Genomic DNA, 13,392 nt, shown 5'->3' with positions numbered 1-13,392 from the left:
GTCACCATGACGTTAAGTCAGGATATTTTGGCTGAACTGGCAGAGATTGCCCCGGATTCCGCTTTAGCGGCGGCGCGCGCTGTGCGCGAGGCAGCAACCCACCACGCGCAGGGAAGCTACGAAGTGCTGTTCAGTCAGCAGGATAACGATTTTCCGCTGGACGAGCGTTTTGCCATTGCTGCGAAGGTGGCGAAACTGCACCAGGCCGATGCGCTGGCCGCCCACTATGCCGGTTTTGGCATTGCCGACCCCACGTCACCTCGACTGACCCCAGCGCTGGCCTTCGCCCGACTGTTAACATTTACCCCGATAGAAGCCACTCCGTCGGCGCTGGAGGCCTTGATCCGCGCCCGATGGAGCCTGCGCGGTATAGTGACGCTTGCCCAGCTTATCGCCTTCGTCAGCTTCCAGAGTCGGCTGGTCAATGGGCTACGCCTGCTTAACGGAAAACCCTCAGCCGTCGCGGAAACCCCGGTGGTAGCGGGCTTCTGGCACACCGCGCCGCAGACCGTCAGCGGTAAGAGTGCGCCGGTACATTTCACCCGCGATGAGCTGCACTGGGAGCCGTGGCTGGATGCCAAACCGCTGGCGGAATTCACCCCGGATGAGCAGGCGCTGCTAACGAAATTCGGTCATAGCGATTCGCCCTATTTCCGCCTGCTGGCGCGCAACCAGCCAGTACTGGAACAGCGTACCCTGACCGATAAAGGGATTTTCTATACCCCCGGCGGCCTGCCTCGCGCCGAGCGCGAACTGGCCGCTGCGGTGGCAAGCAAAATCAACGGCTGTATTTATTGCGCTTCGGTGCATGCACGCAAGGCCGCGCAGCTGGCAAAAGATGAAACGGCGGTAGAGACGCTGCTGGCGGTGATGCCGGGAGAAAAGCTGAGCGACGGGCAGACGCCACGCTGGCAGGCGCAAATCGATTTCGCCGCCGCGATTTCCGTTACCCCTCCAGCGCTCGCTACCCGCCACCTGACGGCAATTGAACAACAGGGACTGGATACGCTGGCACAGCTGGATCTGCTGCAATCGGCGGCCTTTTTCGCCTGGGCTAACCGTTTAATGTTAACCCTCGGTGAGCCGTGGCAGGTGTAATCGAGACCCAATCGATCAGACCAGGCGCTGCTGATAGCGGGCATAAATCAGCAACGAACTGAGTGCCAAAAACGAGAGCAGCGCGGCCGGTAAAGCAACGGAACTCCAGCCAAAACCGGCCGTCACCACCATCCCGCCGAACAGCGCCCCAATGGCGCTGCCGAGGTTAAAGGCGATTTGTCCGCCCGCCGCCCCCAGCATCTCACCGCCCTTCGCATTTTGCAGCAGCAAAATTTGTAGCGGCGCGGCCAGGGCAAAAAGCGCCGCGCAGCAAATAAATGCCAGCGTTAATGATGCGGCTTTATTTTCACCGAACAGAAATATCAATAATAAAGTGGCGACAATAATTCCATCCGTGACGGCGGCAATGCGTAACGGGCTATAGCGAACGGAAACTTTACCGCTGAACACATTGCCTAATACCATTCCCAGGCCACCAGCATCATAATAAATATGACGGCACTCTCGCCAAAACCGGAGACGTTAATCATAAACAGCTTAATATAGCTAAACCACGCAAATACTCCGGCATTGCCGAACATGGTGGCGGCAAAAATAAGCCACGGCGCGGGAGATTTCAAAAAATGGAATTGCTCGCTCAAGCGCGTCGTTGATTTATCAAACAGCGTGGGAACCCACCAGGCAATAGACACCAGAACCGCAATATCAAAGACCGCAATCGCCAGAAAAGTGTAGCGCCAGCTAAACTGATGCCCAAGCCACGTTCCGGCGGGAACGCCAAGCAAATTAGCGACCGTCATCCCGGCAATCATCCCCGCCACCGCCGCAGTGACCTTCCCCGGCGGGGCTATTTTCGACAGGATGATGGCCCCCACGCCGAAAAATGCACCGTGCGGGAAACCTGAGATCAGGCGACCCAGCGCCAGCATCGAATAGCTGGCGGACAAGGTAAAGATGGCATTGCCAATAACGCAAAGCGCCACAAGGAATAACATCACCGACTTTAAGGAAAAACGGCTGGAGAATAGCGCCATCACCGGCGCGCCGATGACCACGCCAAAAGCATAATAAGAGATCATATTACCCGCGGCGGGAATGGATATGCCGACATCATGAGCGATTTCAGGTAATACGCCCATAATGCCAAATTCCGCCATGCCGAGTCCGAAGGTGCCCAGCGCCAATGAAAAAATTGTTTTTTTCATACATCTGTTACAGGAGTGAAAAGACGGCCGGCATTATTGACTATTCGACACCAGCAAACCAGATAAAAACGCGCGGCGGGGGTTTTATCCATATAACAGCTCGATTCGTTCATGCGAAGGCCGGACGGGCAGCGTGAAAATGGTTTAAATGCCCACGTCCAGCTCTAAAAATCAGTGGGCTCAAACGGTTAAATGCCCCATTGATCTCAACTTAACTTAAGGTTGTAGAGTGTCCTCCCTCAGCAATCCACAGAGTGAGAAAAGCATGCAACATGTTGATGTCGGCTTCACCCATGTCGCCTTTACCGTTCGCTGCCTGGCAAGCAGCATTGATTTTTATACTCGTTATACCGCAATGACGGTCATCCACCAGCGCGAACCTGACTTGCCCTCAGCGCGTAAGGTGGCATGGCTCAGTGACCGTACCCGGCCCTTCGCGCTGGTGTTGGTGCAGAGCGACGAACCGGCCGATACTCCGCTGGGTCCCTTCGGCCACCTCGGCGTCGCCTGCGCCACCCGGCAGGAGATTGACAACAAAGTCGTCGAGGCGCGACGCGAAGGCGTCTTGCGCCGGGAACCTGAACAGGCGGGCGATCCGGTCGGGTATTTCGCCTTCTTCGCAGACCCTGACGGCAACACCCTTGAGCTTTCATGGGGGCAACAGGTCGGCCTTCAGGTCATCAATGGCGGCCTTTCTACCTGAACGACGATACGGTCGCCCGACCGTATCGTAACGGGCAATATTTCCCGCCGCCTTGCCACTCAACGATTACACTTCAAAGAGATATCACGGCAACACGGAGAATCGCGATGGGTAATAAAAATAGCGGCAAAACGTCCGACACGGCCCTGAAGGTCGCTCCGCTCGATAATAAAGAGTATGAAAAGGCATTGCGTCGGCTACACGTTGAGCTGGTGAAGTTACAGCGCTGGGTGGTGCATAAAGGGCTGAAGGTGTGCATCGTCTTTGAAGGCCGCGACGGCGCCGGTAAAGGCGGTACAATCAAAGCGATAACCGAGCGAGTCAGTCCGCGAATTTTCCGCGTCGTCGCCTTACCTTCGCCAACCGAGCGCGAAAAGAGTCAGCTCTATTTCCAGCGCTATATCAAGCATCTACCCGCCGCTGGCGAGATTGTGATTTTTGACCGCAGCTGGTACAACCGCGCTGGCGTTGAACGCGTGATGGGGTTTTGTACCCCCGAAGAGGTGAAAAAGTTTCTCGAAGGCGCGCCGATGGTGGAACGCGGCATGGTGGAATCCGGGATCATCTTGCTTAAATACTGGCTGGAGGTAACCCCGCAAGAGCAAGAGCGCCGTCTGCGCGACCGGATCGACGACGGACGCAAAATCTGGAAGCTCTCGCCGATGGATATTAAGTCTTTCAACCGCTGGGACGACTATACCGAAGCCCGCGATGCGATGTTTGCCGCCACGGATACAGCCTGGGCGCCGTGGTTTGTTGCTCGCTCAGAGGATAAGAAACGCGTGCGCCTGAATATTATTACCCATTTGCTTTCACAAATACCCTATGAGTCTCTGCCAGTGGAACACGTTACCTTACCAAAACGCAAAATAGGCAAAGTCAAAGCAACCAATTTCCCTTTCCGCTTTATTCCTGAAAAATATTAATTTTCCCCTCACCTCTGCACAGAGTTCTCCCTGTGCAGAGGGTTATTACGATAACCGTTAGTCTTTCATTCTGTTGCTTTACGCTGGAAGCCGTCTCGCAAAATAAAAAACAAAGTTAATAATAGCGTTCATTTCTAAGTTTGGTGGAGTGATAATAAGGCTATCAACAGAAAGGAGTCGATAATGAAGAACAACGCGATGAATAAAAAACAGACCAATCAGCATATTGTAACGGTTAAGCAGCACTACCAGCAGCAATCCATTGTTGATACGGAAATCTGCCAGCAGAACCGGGAATTCATAAAAGCCATGAATGAATTTACCGCACGCGCCGGTTTACTGTCGGAAGACCCGTTTTTCGGAGGGATTTAATGGCCGCACAATTTGATGTTTATCGTAATCCATCCTCGAGGACAAATGAATTACTACCTTATCTTATGGTGATCCAACATGATTACTATGATGATTTATCGTCGAGGTTAATTTTTCCACTAAGTCATCATATGCACATGGCAGGTCATTATCACGCCGCCGCGCCACTAATAAACCTCGAGTTTCAGAAGCTATTCCTCAACACACCTGGAATAACCAGCGTGGCGAAACAGAGGCTGGATGAAAAGTATTTAGTCTGTAATTTACGTAAAGAAAGAACCACCGTCATTTCCGCAATTGATGCGCTCATCACTAACACGTAGACCCGCTCCGTAATCACCGGAGCGGGGAACCATAGCTAAGGCTTACTTCAGCCCTTCACGACTCTCTTTCTTCGCTTCCATACGCTCCACGTCGCGATACCAGCGCGGGTGATGCTTCTTCGCCCAGCGGCGGCTCACCTTCCCTTCGATCATTCCCTTAATCGATCCTTTAACCCAGAATGCCATATACATATGGATCAGAATCGCATGAATGAGAATAATCGCCGAGGCCGCGTGGATCAACAGGCTATAGCGAATGACCTGAATCGGGAAATAGTGGGCAAAATACGGCCGCCAGATAATTACACCGGTCACCAGCAGCACAAAGATCATGCTCATAATGGTCCAGAACATCATTTTCTGCCCGGCGTTATATTTCCCCACTCGCGCCACTTTATGTTCGTTGCCCTTCAGTACCTCGACAATGCCCTTCAGCCACGGAATATCCTGTTTATCAGGAATATTGTGATGGACGAAACGCACGAACATAAACATCAGGGCGACGAAAATCAGCACGCCAAAGAACGGATGCAGAATACGTCCCATCTGCGGTGTACCGAAGGTTTCAGTCAACCATTGCAGGGTCGGGAAGAAAAACGAAATTCCCGATAGCGAGACCAGAAAGAAGCAAATCACCACCGTCCAGTGACAGGCGCGGTCGATAAACTTCGTGCGCACAATCATTTTCGATTTACTCATCATGCTCCTCCTCATCGTCATCCACTTCCTTGTTCGGCCCAATCCCGATGTAGTGATAAATCAGCCCGGCAAAGGTGGCGACAAAACCGATGGCGGAAAGCGGCTTCAGCGCCCCTTTCCACAGATTGATAGAGGTATCGATCTGCGGCTCTTTCGGCAGGTTATGGTACAGCTCCGGCTGGTCCGCATGATGCAACACGTACATCACGTGAGTACCGCCAACGCCAGGCGGGTTGTAAACCCCGGCATGGGGATAGCCGCGCTTCTTCAGCTTTTCCACACGCTCGTGCGCCACTTCCAGCATCTCTTTCTTGGTGCCGAAATGAATCGCGCCGGTTGGGCAGGTTTTCACGCAGGCCGGTTCCTGGCCGACGCTGACCCGGTCTACGCACAGCGTACATTTATAGACCCGGTTATCCTCTTTGTTGAGGCGCGGAACGTTAAAGGGACATCCTGCGATGCAGTAGCCGCAGCCAATGCAGTTCTCCTGCTGGAAATCGACGATGCCATTAGCGTACTGAATAATCGCTCCGGCGGACGGGCAGGCCTTCAGGCAACCCGGATCCTCGCAGTGCATACAACCATCTTTACGAATCAGCCACTCCAGCTTGCCGTTCTGCTCGGTTTCGCTAAAACGCATCACCGTCCAGGACTTGGCGCTGAGATCGGCGGGGTTATCGTAAACCCCGACGCAGTGCCCCACATCATCACGGATATCGTTCCACTCGGAACAGGCCACCTGGCAGGCTTTGCAGCCCACGCAGGAGGAGACATCAATCAGCTTTGCCACTTCCGCCTTAAAATCCCGCGCCCGAGGCGCAGGCGTGATCGGGTTGGTGGCGGAGCGTTTAATGATGTCCTGAGTTTCCATCGCCATTCATTCGCTCCTTACGCTTTCTCGATGTTGACCAGAAACGCCTTGTACTCCGGCGTTTGCGAGTTGGAATCACCCACGTTCGGCGTCAGGGTATTGGCGATGTAACCTTTGCGGGCCACGCCTTCAAAACCCCAGTGCAGCGGGATCCCGACGGTTTCCACCTGCTGACCGTTAACGTTGAGCGTTTGCAGACGGCGGGTTACCACGGCCACCGCGCGAATAAAGCCGCGCTTGCTGCTGACCGTCACCCGATCGCCATTAGCAATCCCCTTCGCGCTCGCCAGACCTTCGCTGATTTCGACAAACTGTTCCGGCTGCGCAATCGAGTTGAGCAGCGCATGCTTGGTCCAGGTATGGAAATGCTCGGTCAGGCGATAGGTGGTGCCGACATACGGGAACTTATCCTTCTTGCCCAAACGCAGTACGTCATCTTCGTAGATGCGCACCACCGGGCTGGAAACCACGTTCGGATGCAGCGGGTTTGTCCCCAGTGGCGTTTCCATCGGCTCGTAGTGTTCAGGGAACGGTCCTTCAGCCAGCTTATCCAGCGCAAACAGGCGGCCAAGACCTTCCTGCTGCATGATAAACGGCCCGGTTTTACTGCCCGGCGGCGCGGTATTGAAGTCCGGAATATCATTCCCGACCCATTTGCTGCCGTTCCACTGGATCAGCATCCGTTTCGCATCCCACGGTTTGCCGTTGATATCCGCCGAGGCGCGGTTATACAGCACGCGGCGGTTGAGCGGCCACGCCCATGCCCAGCCCAGCGTATTACCCAGCCCTGACGGATCGGCGTTATCGCGGTTGGCCATCTGGTTGCCCTGCTCGGTCCAGCTCCCGGTATAGATCCAGCAAGACGTAGCGGTGCTACCGTCATCTCGCAGCAGCGCGAAACTGTTCAGCAGTTGACCCTTCTTCGCCAGCAGCACGCCGTTGGCGTCGTAGAGATCTTCCAGTGCATAGCCGTTGTTCTCTTTGGCGATCTCTTCCGACTCCGGATGATCCGGCTGTTTGTAGTTCCAGCCCATCTTCAGCAGCGGTTCAACGCCTTTACCGCCTTCAGTGCGATACATCTCACGCAGACGATGGTAAATACCGGCCAGGATTTCGCCGTCATTACGCGCTTCACCCGGCGCATCCTGACCTTTCCAGTGCCACTGTAGCCAGCGACCGGAGTTGGCGATCGAGCCATCTTCTTCGGCAAAGCAGGTGGACGGCAGACGGAATACTTCGGTCTGAATCGCCGCCGGGTCGACATCGTTCGACTCACCGTGGTTTTGCCAGAAAGTCGATGTTTCAGTCACTAATGGGTCAATAACCACCATGTACTTCAGCTTGCTCAGGCTACGGACAACTTTGTTTTTGTCCGGGAACGAAGCCACCGGGTTAAAGCCCTGGCAGATATAGCCGGTGACTTTGCCGTTATCCATCATATTGAAATACTTGATAACGTCGTAAGCCTGGTCCCACTTCGGTAACCAGTTAAAGCCCCAATCGTTCTCTTTCTGCGCCGCGTCGCCATAGAAGGATTTCATCAGGCTGACGAAGAACTTCGGATAGTTGCTCCAGTAGTTCACCTGATCGGCAAGCGTTGCTTTTGGCGTATTCGCCGCCAGATAGCTTTGCAGGCTCGTCTGTTTTTCCGACGGCAGCGTCAGATAACCGGTCAGACTGGTCGAGAGCAGACCTAAATCGGTTAATCCCTGGATATTGGAGTGACCACGCAGCGCGTTCACGCCGCCGCCCGCCATGCCCATATTGCCAAGCAGCAGTTGGATCATCGCCATAGTGCGAATGTTCTGCGCCCCGACGGTATGCTGCGTCCAGCCCAGCGCGTACAGGAAGGTGGTGGTTCTGTCCGCTGCGCTGGTAGAGGCCAGCACTTCGCACACTTTGAGGAAATCGTCTTTCGGCGTACCGCAAATATTCTCCACCACCTCCGGCGTATAGCGGGAAACGTGCTGTTTCAGCAGGTTCCACACGCAGCGCGGATGTTGCAGAGTTTCATCGCGCATGGCGTAGCCGTTTTCGTCGAACTGATAGTTCCACGAAGATTTATCGTACTGACGTTTTTCGGCATCATAGCCGCTGAACAGACCATCTTCGAAAGCAAAATCATCGCGAATCAGCAGGTTGGCGTTGGTGTAGTGTTTAACGTACTCCGCATTGATTTTGTTATTTTGAATCAGGTACAGCAGAACGCCCGACAGGAAAGTAATGTCGGTACCAGAGCGAATCGGCGCATAGATATCAGCCACCGACGCCGTACGCGTAAAGCGCGGATCGACGACGATAAGCGTCGCATCGTTGTTGTTTTTTGCTTCCATCGCCCAGCGGAATCCCACCGGATGGGCTTCTGCGGCGTTACCGCCCATCACCACCACGACGTTAGCGTTTTTGATATCAACCCAGTGGTTGGTCATCGCACCGCGACCAAATGTTGGAGCAAGACTTGCTACCGTTGGTCCGTGTCAGACGCGCGCCTGGTTGTCTACCGCCAGCATGCCAAGAGATCGCACAAACTTCTGCGTCAACATGCCGGTCTCATTGCTCGCTGCGGATGCGCACAGCATGCCGGTGGAAAGCCAACGGTTAACCGTAACGCCCTGATCGTTTTTCTCAATAAAGTTGGCGTCACGGTCGGCTTTCATCAATTTGGCGATACGAGTAAACGCCTCATCCCAGGAGATGCGCTGCCATTTATCTGAACCCGGCGCACGGTATTGCGGATAGCGCAGACGGTTTTCACTATGGACATAGTCCAGCAGACCGGCTCCTTTCGGGCACAGCGCGCCGCGGCTTACCGGATGATCCGGGTCCCCTTCGATATGATAAATCGCTTCTTTCGCGTTTTTCGCGCCGTCGCCCAGGCTATACATTAATAGCCCGCAGCCGACGGAACAGTATGTGCAGGTGTTGCGGATCTCTTTCGCACGCAGCAATTTATAGTTGCGCGCCTGAGCCAGAGCCATTTTGGGCGCAAAACCCAAAGCAGCGACTGTTGTTCCAGCCATACCGCCTGCGCAGATTTTAAAAAACTTTCTGCGGCTGACGTCCATTATTCCCCTCCGTGTGGGATGTCTATTCATTGCGGGAGTGGAAATTAACAGCAATACCCCTGTTTTATTTGCGTCAAATCAATGTCCTGAATCCATGCCCCCTTAATAGTCAGCGACGTCGAATTTCATTACTCCATTAGGATTAAGTACTGTGGAAAATATCCCCCGGGAGCGAAAAAAAAGTGTTATAAAACCCGACTGCGTTTGAATCAACATCAGGTTAAATATGGAGAAGAAGAGAGCCACGCTCATTGGATTTGCCGCTATCATACTCTGGAGCACGATGGTCGGGCTGATTCGCGGCGTTAGCGAGGGGCTTGGCCCGGTGGGTGGTGCGGCGATGATCTACAGCCTGAGCGGCATTTTGCTGATCTTTACCGTCGGCTTTCCGCAAATACGCCACATCCCCCGGTCTTATCTGCTGGCAGGCAGCGTATTGTTCGTCAGCTATGAAATTTGCCTGGCGCTGTCGGTCGGATTAGCCGGTACGCGACAGCAGGCGATTGAAGTGGGGATGGTTAATTACCTGTGGCCCAGCCTGACCATCCTGTTTGCCATTCTGTTCAACGGACAAAAAAGCAGCTGGCTGGTAATCCCTGGATTATTACTGGCGTTATTTGGCGTGACATGGGTATTAGGCGGTGAGCACGGTCTGAATATCGATGAAATAATCAGCAATGTAGTCTCCAGCCCGTTGAGCTATATTCTGGCTTTTGTCGGCGCGTTTATCTGGGCGGCCTACTGCACGGTCACCGCAAAATACGCTAAAGGTAAGAACGGTATTACCCTGTTTGTCCTGCTCACCGCCCTGACCCTGTGGCTGAAATTCCTGTTCAGCGAGCAGCCGCCGATGGTCTTTAGCTGGCCGGTCATCATCAAGCTGGTCACCCTGTCAGTCGCATTGGGATTAGGTTACGCAGCGTGGAACGTCGGTATCCTGCATGGCAACGTTAGCCTGCTGGCCGCCGCCTCCTACTTTACCCCGGTGCTCTCTTCGGCGCTGGCGGCGTTGTTGCTCAGCGCTGCGCTGTCGTGGTCATTCTGGCAGGGTGCCGGGATGGTGTGCATTGGCTCCCTGCTCTGCTGGCAGGCGACCCGGCGCTAAGAACCTATCCCATTAGGGCTATAAGCTGCCCGTGGCGGCGGATATCTTTCGCCGCCATCGGGACTTTATTTTTTAGCGATATAAATTTCGTAATGCTGCCCTTTCTTTTCTGCAGAATAAGTGCGGTATGTGGCAACAACCAAATCCTCACCGTTATAGTTCAGGTAGTAAGGCTGCAACATCCCTTCCACCGGTAATATACGCTGGGTGGTTTTATTTTTAATGTCTGTTTTCCAGATGCAGGCATAACCGCCGTCGTTATCAAAATAAAATGAATTCTCATCGCCCCAGGCATAGTTGCGCATATATTCGAAATCATTACCCTTTGAAGTCTCCCCCTGCGCCAGGAATACGTTAATTCCCTGATCCGGCCTGTCCGCCGGGAAATAGAACATCCCTTCGTCATAATCATCGCGCGACGCCAGGCGCCATTTCCCATCCGGGGACGCTACCCGACTGGTGCACTCCTGAGTTTCGCAGTAGCCCACCCATGCCTCTTTTTTTAAGCTTGCCTCGCTGCGCGAGGTGCTCTGAGTTTTTTCCACCTTGTCACTGGTGGGATCAAGAGTGTAAGTCTCTACCGTATAATCGGTGCTATCGACCAGCTCTGGATCGGGGCGCTGAAAAACGGAATAGACGATACTATCCGTACTGCCGGGGTCGTATTTAATCATCACATCGTCACGGTATGAATATTCGTAATGAGCAACAATCAGTGACTTCCAGCCGTTTTCAACGCGAATAATATTGTTTACCTGCTTATCGCCCTCTCTTCCGGAGACAAGAAAATAGATAACCAGATCACCGTTCACCACTCTGTGCGTCAGCACTCGCCAGTCAGAGTCATCCAGTTTATAATTCCGTGATGAGATAACCCATTCTGGTACGATGACCTTAACCCGCCAGCGGTCCTCGGTAATGGTAAAACCATTTTTATTTTGCAAATTCTGCGCCATGGGCGGGTCGAGTAAATCGCCATCACGATTAAAAACGTCATCGACATTCCGAAAAGATAAAATCGCGGTTAAATCTTTATTTCTGGCAACATATTTTTCTTTTATACAAGAAATATCATCCCCACACTGATTTCTTTCTTTCACCCATTGGCGCTGTTCTCTGAACAATGTGCCGTGATTAATACTGTTATTAAGTGCTGAAGTAAAAAACAGGTTTAAAACATTATCCACACTTGATAGATAAGTATCATTACATATCGTTAATTCTGTCTTGTTAAGATTTTGAGCTGAACAATCAAACCCTGCAGCACCTGCCGGTAGCGACATTATAAATACCCCAAGGCTACAAATTATTTTCTTTGCGTTATTGCTGAGGCACGTCAATTTCATTATGGATTCCCTTTGCATATCCTTGCCGTTTATCATTATCCTGCAAACCATCACGTTAATTAGCACATTCCGGTGCTAAACGACAGTAAAAAGCGTACTCACCAGCGAAAAATCAGAATAAATAAATTGGATAAATAAAAGCCGGAGAATAACTCCGGCATAAAAATTAATTCAATTCCGGCGCTTTCGCCAGGCTGCGCCAGATACCTGCCGCCAGCAGCAGAAGCAGAACGCCCGCCGTCGCTAGCACGATGCTGTGGGAATTGATAAACGCCGCCTTTGCCGCCTCAAGCAGGCTTTGCGCCGGAATAGCGGGCATCGACTGCGCCAGCTTAATTGCCTCACTAATGGAGGACGATGCCTGCTCCGCCGCAGCACCTTCCACGCCCGCCGGCAGAACAATCGTCGAGGTGTAGCTACGAGTCAGGATCAAACCAAACAGCGCAATGCCCAGGCCTGCCCCCAGCTCATAGGCCATGGTTTCAATGGCCCCTGCCGCTGCGGCTTTCTCTTTCGGCGCGGCGGCCATAATCGCTGAACTGGATGCGAGCAGCGCGCTGGCGACGCTGAAGCCCAGCAGCGTCATCAGGCCCCATGCCTGCCATTGCTGAGTGCTGAAGTCGATCATCGACAGGCCAAGAAAGCTCAGCGCGCTCAGCAGCATCCCGCCGGTCGCCACCTCGCGCAGACCCAACCGTGACACCAGCATTCCGGCAATTGGACCGCTAAAACCGCTTGCTACCATCACTGGCAGCATAAACAAACCGGCCTCAAAAGGCGTTTTGTTGTGCACAAACTGTAGCTCCTGCGCCATCAGCAGCTCGAAGCCAACCAGAGTAATGAGCGCCGTCATCGCCATCATCACCCCACTTAAAATAATACGATGAGTGAACAGTCGCATATCCACCATCGGGCGCGCTGCCGAGAGCTGTTTACGCACAAACCAGAACAGCATCGCTGCGCCGGACACTGCGACCAGCCCGGTTAACCACAGCGCCATTTGCCCCTTCAGCGCCGTTTTGGCGCTAAATACCAGCATCAATATGGCGGCGATCAGGATCAGCGCCTGGACTAAATTGAGCGGCTGTTCGCGCCGCGCGGGCTGGCGTGGGACCACTTTGGCATTAATCGCCATCACCACCAGCACGATCGGTACGTTGATCAGGAATACCGAGCCCCAATAGAAATGCTCCAGCAGCATGCCGCCAACCAGCGGACCAAATGCCGCACCGCCGGAACCGACCGCTGCCCACAGGCCGAGCGCCATATTACGCTGATGTGCTTCTGAGAAGGTGCTACGGATCCCGGCGAGCGTTGCCGGAACAATCATCGCCGCGCCTACCGCCAGCAGAGCACGGGAAGCAATCAGCGTCGCTGCCGTAGGTGAAAACGCCGCCGCCAGCGATGCCAGGCCAAAAATACCGCTACCGAGCAGGAGCAGACGTTTGAAGCCGATTTTATCGCCAAGCGCGCCCATCGGCAGCACCATGCCGGCCATCACCAGCGAATAGATATCAATAATCCACAGCAGCTCATTGCCGCTGGTTCCCAGCGCCACGCTAAGCGTCGGCGCAGCCACATGCAGTACCGTAGCGTCGATCGCTACCGGAATATAAACCAGCAAAATCGCCATCAGCGTCAACCATTGCCGAGACATACTACTTTTCCTCAATATTGAAAATTGGACATTTGTCCAGGATGGCGATCCTGCCGCAATG

At 53.6% G+C, this 13,392-nt stretch carries 11 protein-coding genes and 1 pseudogene; 6 read left to right on the top strand and 6 right to left on the bottom strand.

Annotated features, from left to right (window positions below; translation table 11 throughout):
• Nucleotides 1–6 precede the first annotated feature (6 nt).
• On the top strand, nucleotides 7–1,098 hold the full coding sequence (locus tag FN082_RS18580) for an alkylhydroperoxidase domain protein (RefSeq protein ID WP_142982095.1): 1,092 nt from the start codon (nucleotides 7–9) through the stop codon (nucleotides 1,096–1,098).
• Between the two features lie 15 nt (nucleotides 1,099–1,113).
• Here FN082_RS18580 and araJ read toward each other — a convergent pair.
• A pseudogene (gene araJ / locus FN082_RS18575) lies at nucleotides 1,114–2,264 on the bottom strand (MFS transporter AraJ).
• Between the two features lie 265 nt (nucleotides 2,265–2,529).
• Here araJ and FN082_RS18570 point away from each other — a divergent pair.
• From FN082_RS18570 to FN082_RS18555, 4 genes are all read left to right on the top strand, one after another.
• On the top strand, nucleotides 2,530–2,967 hold the full coding sequence (locus tag FN082_RS18570; RefSeq protein ID WP_142982094.1) for a VOC family protein: 438 nt from the start codon (nucleotides 2,530–2,532) through the stop codon (nucleotides 2,965–2,967).
• Nucleotides 2,968–3,074: 107 nt separating this feature from the next.
• The gene (gene ppk2 / locus FN082_RS18565; RefSeq protein WP_139538203.1) at nucleotides 3,075–3,893 is read left to right on the top strand and encodes a polyphosphate kinase 2; all 819 of its coding nucleotides are present in this window, start codon (nucleotides 3,075–3,077) and stop codon (nucleotides 3,891–3,893) included.
• Nucleotides 3,894–4,076: 183 nt separating this feature from the next.
• Complete coding sequence (locus tag FN082_RS18560; protein WP_139538202.1) at nucleotides 4,077–4,265, top strand: type II toxin-antitoxin system CcdA family antitoxin; 189 nt, start codon at nucleotides 4,077–4,079, stop codon at nucleotides 4,263–4,265.
• The gene (locus tag FN082_RS18555) at nucleotides 4,265–4,588 is read left to right on the top strand and encodes a CcdB family protein (RefSeq protein ID WP_142982093.1); all 324 of its coding nucleotides are present in this window, start codon (nucleotides 4,265–4,267) and stop codon (nucleotides 4,586–4,588) included. Before FN082_RS18560 ends, FN082_RS18555 begins: the two co-directional genes overlap by 1 nt.
• A gap of 42 nt (nucleotides 4,589–4,630) precedes the next feature.
• On the opposite strand, the gene fdnI is transcribed toward FN082_RS18555, so the two are convergent.
• From fdnI to fdnG, 3 genes are read right to left on the bottom strand one after another with little or no spacing between them, the layout of a single operon-like run.
• Entirely contained in the window at nucleotides 4,631–5,287 is a 657-nt protein-coding gene (gene fdnI, locus FN082_RS18550; protein ID WP_142982273.1) for a formate dehydrogenase-N subunit gamma, read from the bottom strand.
• Nucleotides 5,280–6,164: a formate dehydrogenase subunit beta gene (gene fdxH / locus FN082_RS18545; protein ID WP_142982092.1), complete on the bottom strand. Its 885-nt coding sequence runs from the start codon at nucleotides 6,162–6,164 to the stop codon at nucleotides 5,280–5,282. Before fdxH ends, fdnI begins: the two co-directional genes overlap by 8 nt.
• Nucleotides 6,165–6,175: 11 nt before the next feature.
• Entirely contained in the window at nucleotides 6,176–9,223 is a 3,048-nt protein-coding gene (gene fdnG / locus FN082_RS18540; RefSeq protein WP_142982091.1) for a formate dehydrogenase-N subunit alpha, read from the bottom strand.
• A gap of 226 nt (nucleotides 9,224–9,449) precedes the next feature.
• Here fdnG and yddG point away from each other — a divergent pair, with 226 nt between their 5' ends.
• A complete protein-coding gene (gene yddG / locus FN082_RS18535; protein ID WP_139538198.1) occupies nucleotides 9,450–10,328 on the top strand; it encodes an aromatic amino acid DMT transporter YddG in 879 nt (292 codons plus the stop codon).
• Nucleotides 10,329–10,393: 65 nt separating this feature from the next.
• Here the strand turns inward: yddG and FN082_RS30240 are convergent, their stop codons facing one another.
• Together FN082_RS30240 and FN082_RS18525 are read right to left on the bottom strand one after the other, a co-directional pair.
• Nucleotides 10,394–11,611, bottom strand: coding sequence for a lysozyme inhibitor LprI family protein (locus FN082_RS30240; protein WP_235892135.1), 1,218 nt, complete (start codon nucleotides 11,609–11,611; stop codon nucleotides 10,394–10,396).
• 229 nt (nucleotides 11,612–11,840) lie between these two features.
• Nucleotides 11,841–13,331, bottom strand: a complete 1,491-nt coding sequence (locus FN082_RS18525) for an MFS transporter (RefSeq protein WP_139538197.1) — start codon at nucleotides 13,329–13,331, stop codon at nucleotides 11,841–11,843.
• Nucleotides 13,332–13,392: the final 61 nt, after the last annotated feature.

The organism is Klebsiella spallanzanii (assembly GCF_902158555.1).
GTDB classification, from domain to species: Bacteria; Pseudomonadota; Gammaproteobacteria; order Enterobacterales; family Enterobacteriaceae; genus Klebsiella; species Klebsiella spallanzanii.
Note: the sequence above shows the minus strand (reverse complement) of the source record. Positions and strands in the feature narration are given on the sequence as shown.

Bases quoted from the DNA above. Each gene is read 5' to 3' on its own strand.
- FN082_RS18580 (WP_142982095.1), top strand. From the start codon at position 7: ATGACGTTAAGTCAGGATATTTTGGCTGAACTGGCAGAGATTGCCCCG.
- FN082_RS18570 (WP_142982094.1), top strand. From the start codon at position 2,530: ATGCAACATGTTGATGTCGGCTTCACCCATGTCGCCTTTACCGTTCGC.
- ppk2 (WP_139538203.1), top strand. From the start codon at position 3,075: ATGGGTAATAAAAATAGCGGCAAAACGTCCGACACGGCCCTGAAGGTC.
- FN082_RS18560 (WP_139538202.1), top strand. From the start codon at position 4,077: ATGAAGAACAACGCGATGAATAAAAAACAGACCAATCAGCATATTGTA.
- FN082_RS18555 (WP_142982093.1), top strand. From the start codon at position 4,265: ATGGCCGCACAATTTGATGTTTATCGTAATCCATCCTCGAGGACAAAT.
- fdnI (WP_142982273.1), bottom strand. From the start codon at position 5,287: ATGAGTAAATCGAAAATGATTGTGCGCACGAAGTTTATCGACCGCGCC.
- fdxH (WP_142982092.1), bottom strand. From the start codon at position 6,164: ATGGCGATGGAAACTCAGGACATCATTAAACGCTCCGCCACCAACCCG.
- yddG (WP_139538198.1), top strand. From the start codon at position 9,450: ATGGAGAAGAAGAGAGCCACGCTCATTGGATTTGCCGCTATCATACTC.
- FN082_RS30240 (WP_235892135.1), bottom strand. From the start codon at position 11,611: ATGTCGCTACCGGCAGGTGCTGCAGGGTTTGATTGTTCAGCTCAAAAT.
- FN082_RS18525 (WP_139538197.1), bottom strand. From the start codon at position 13,331: ATGTCTCGGCAATGGTTGACGCTGATGGCGATTTTGCTGGTTTATATT.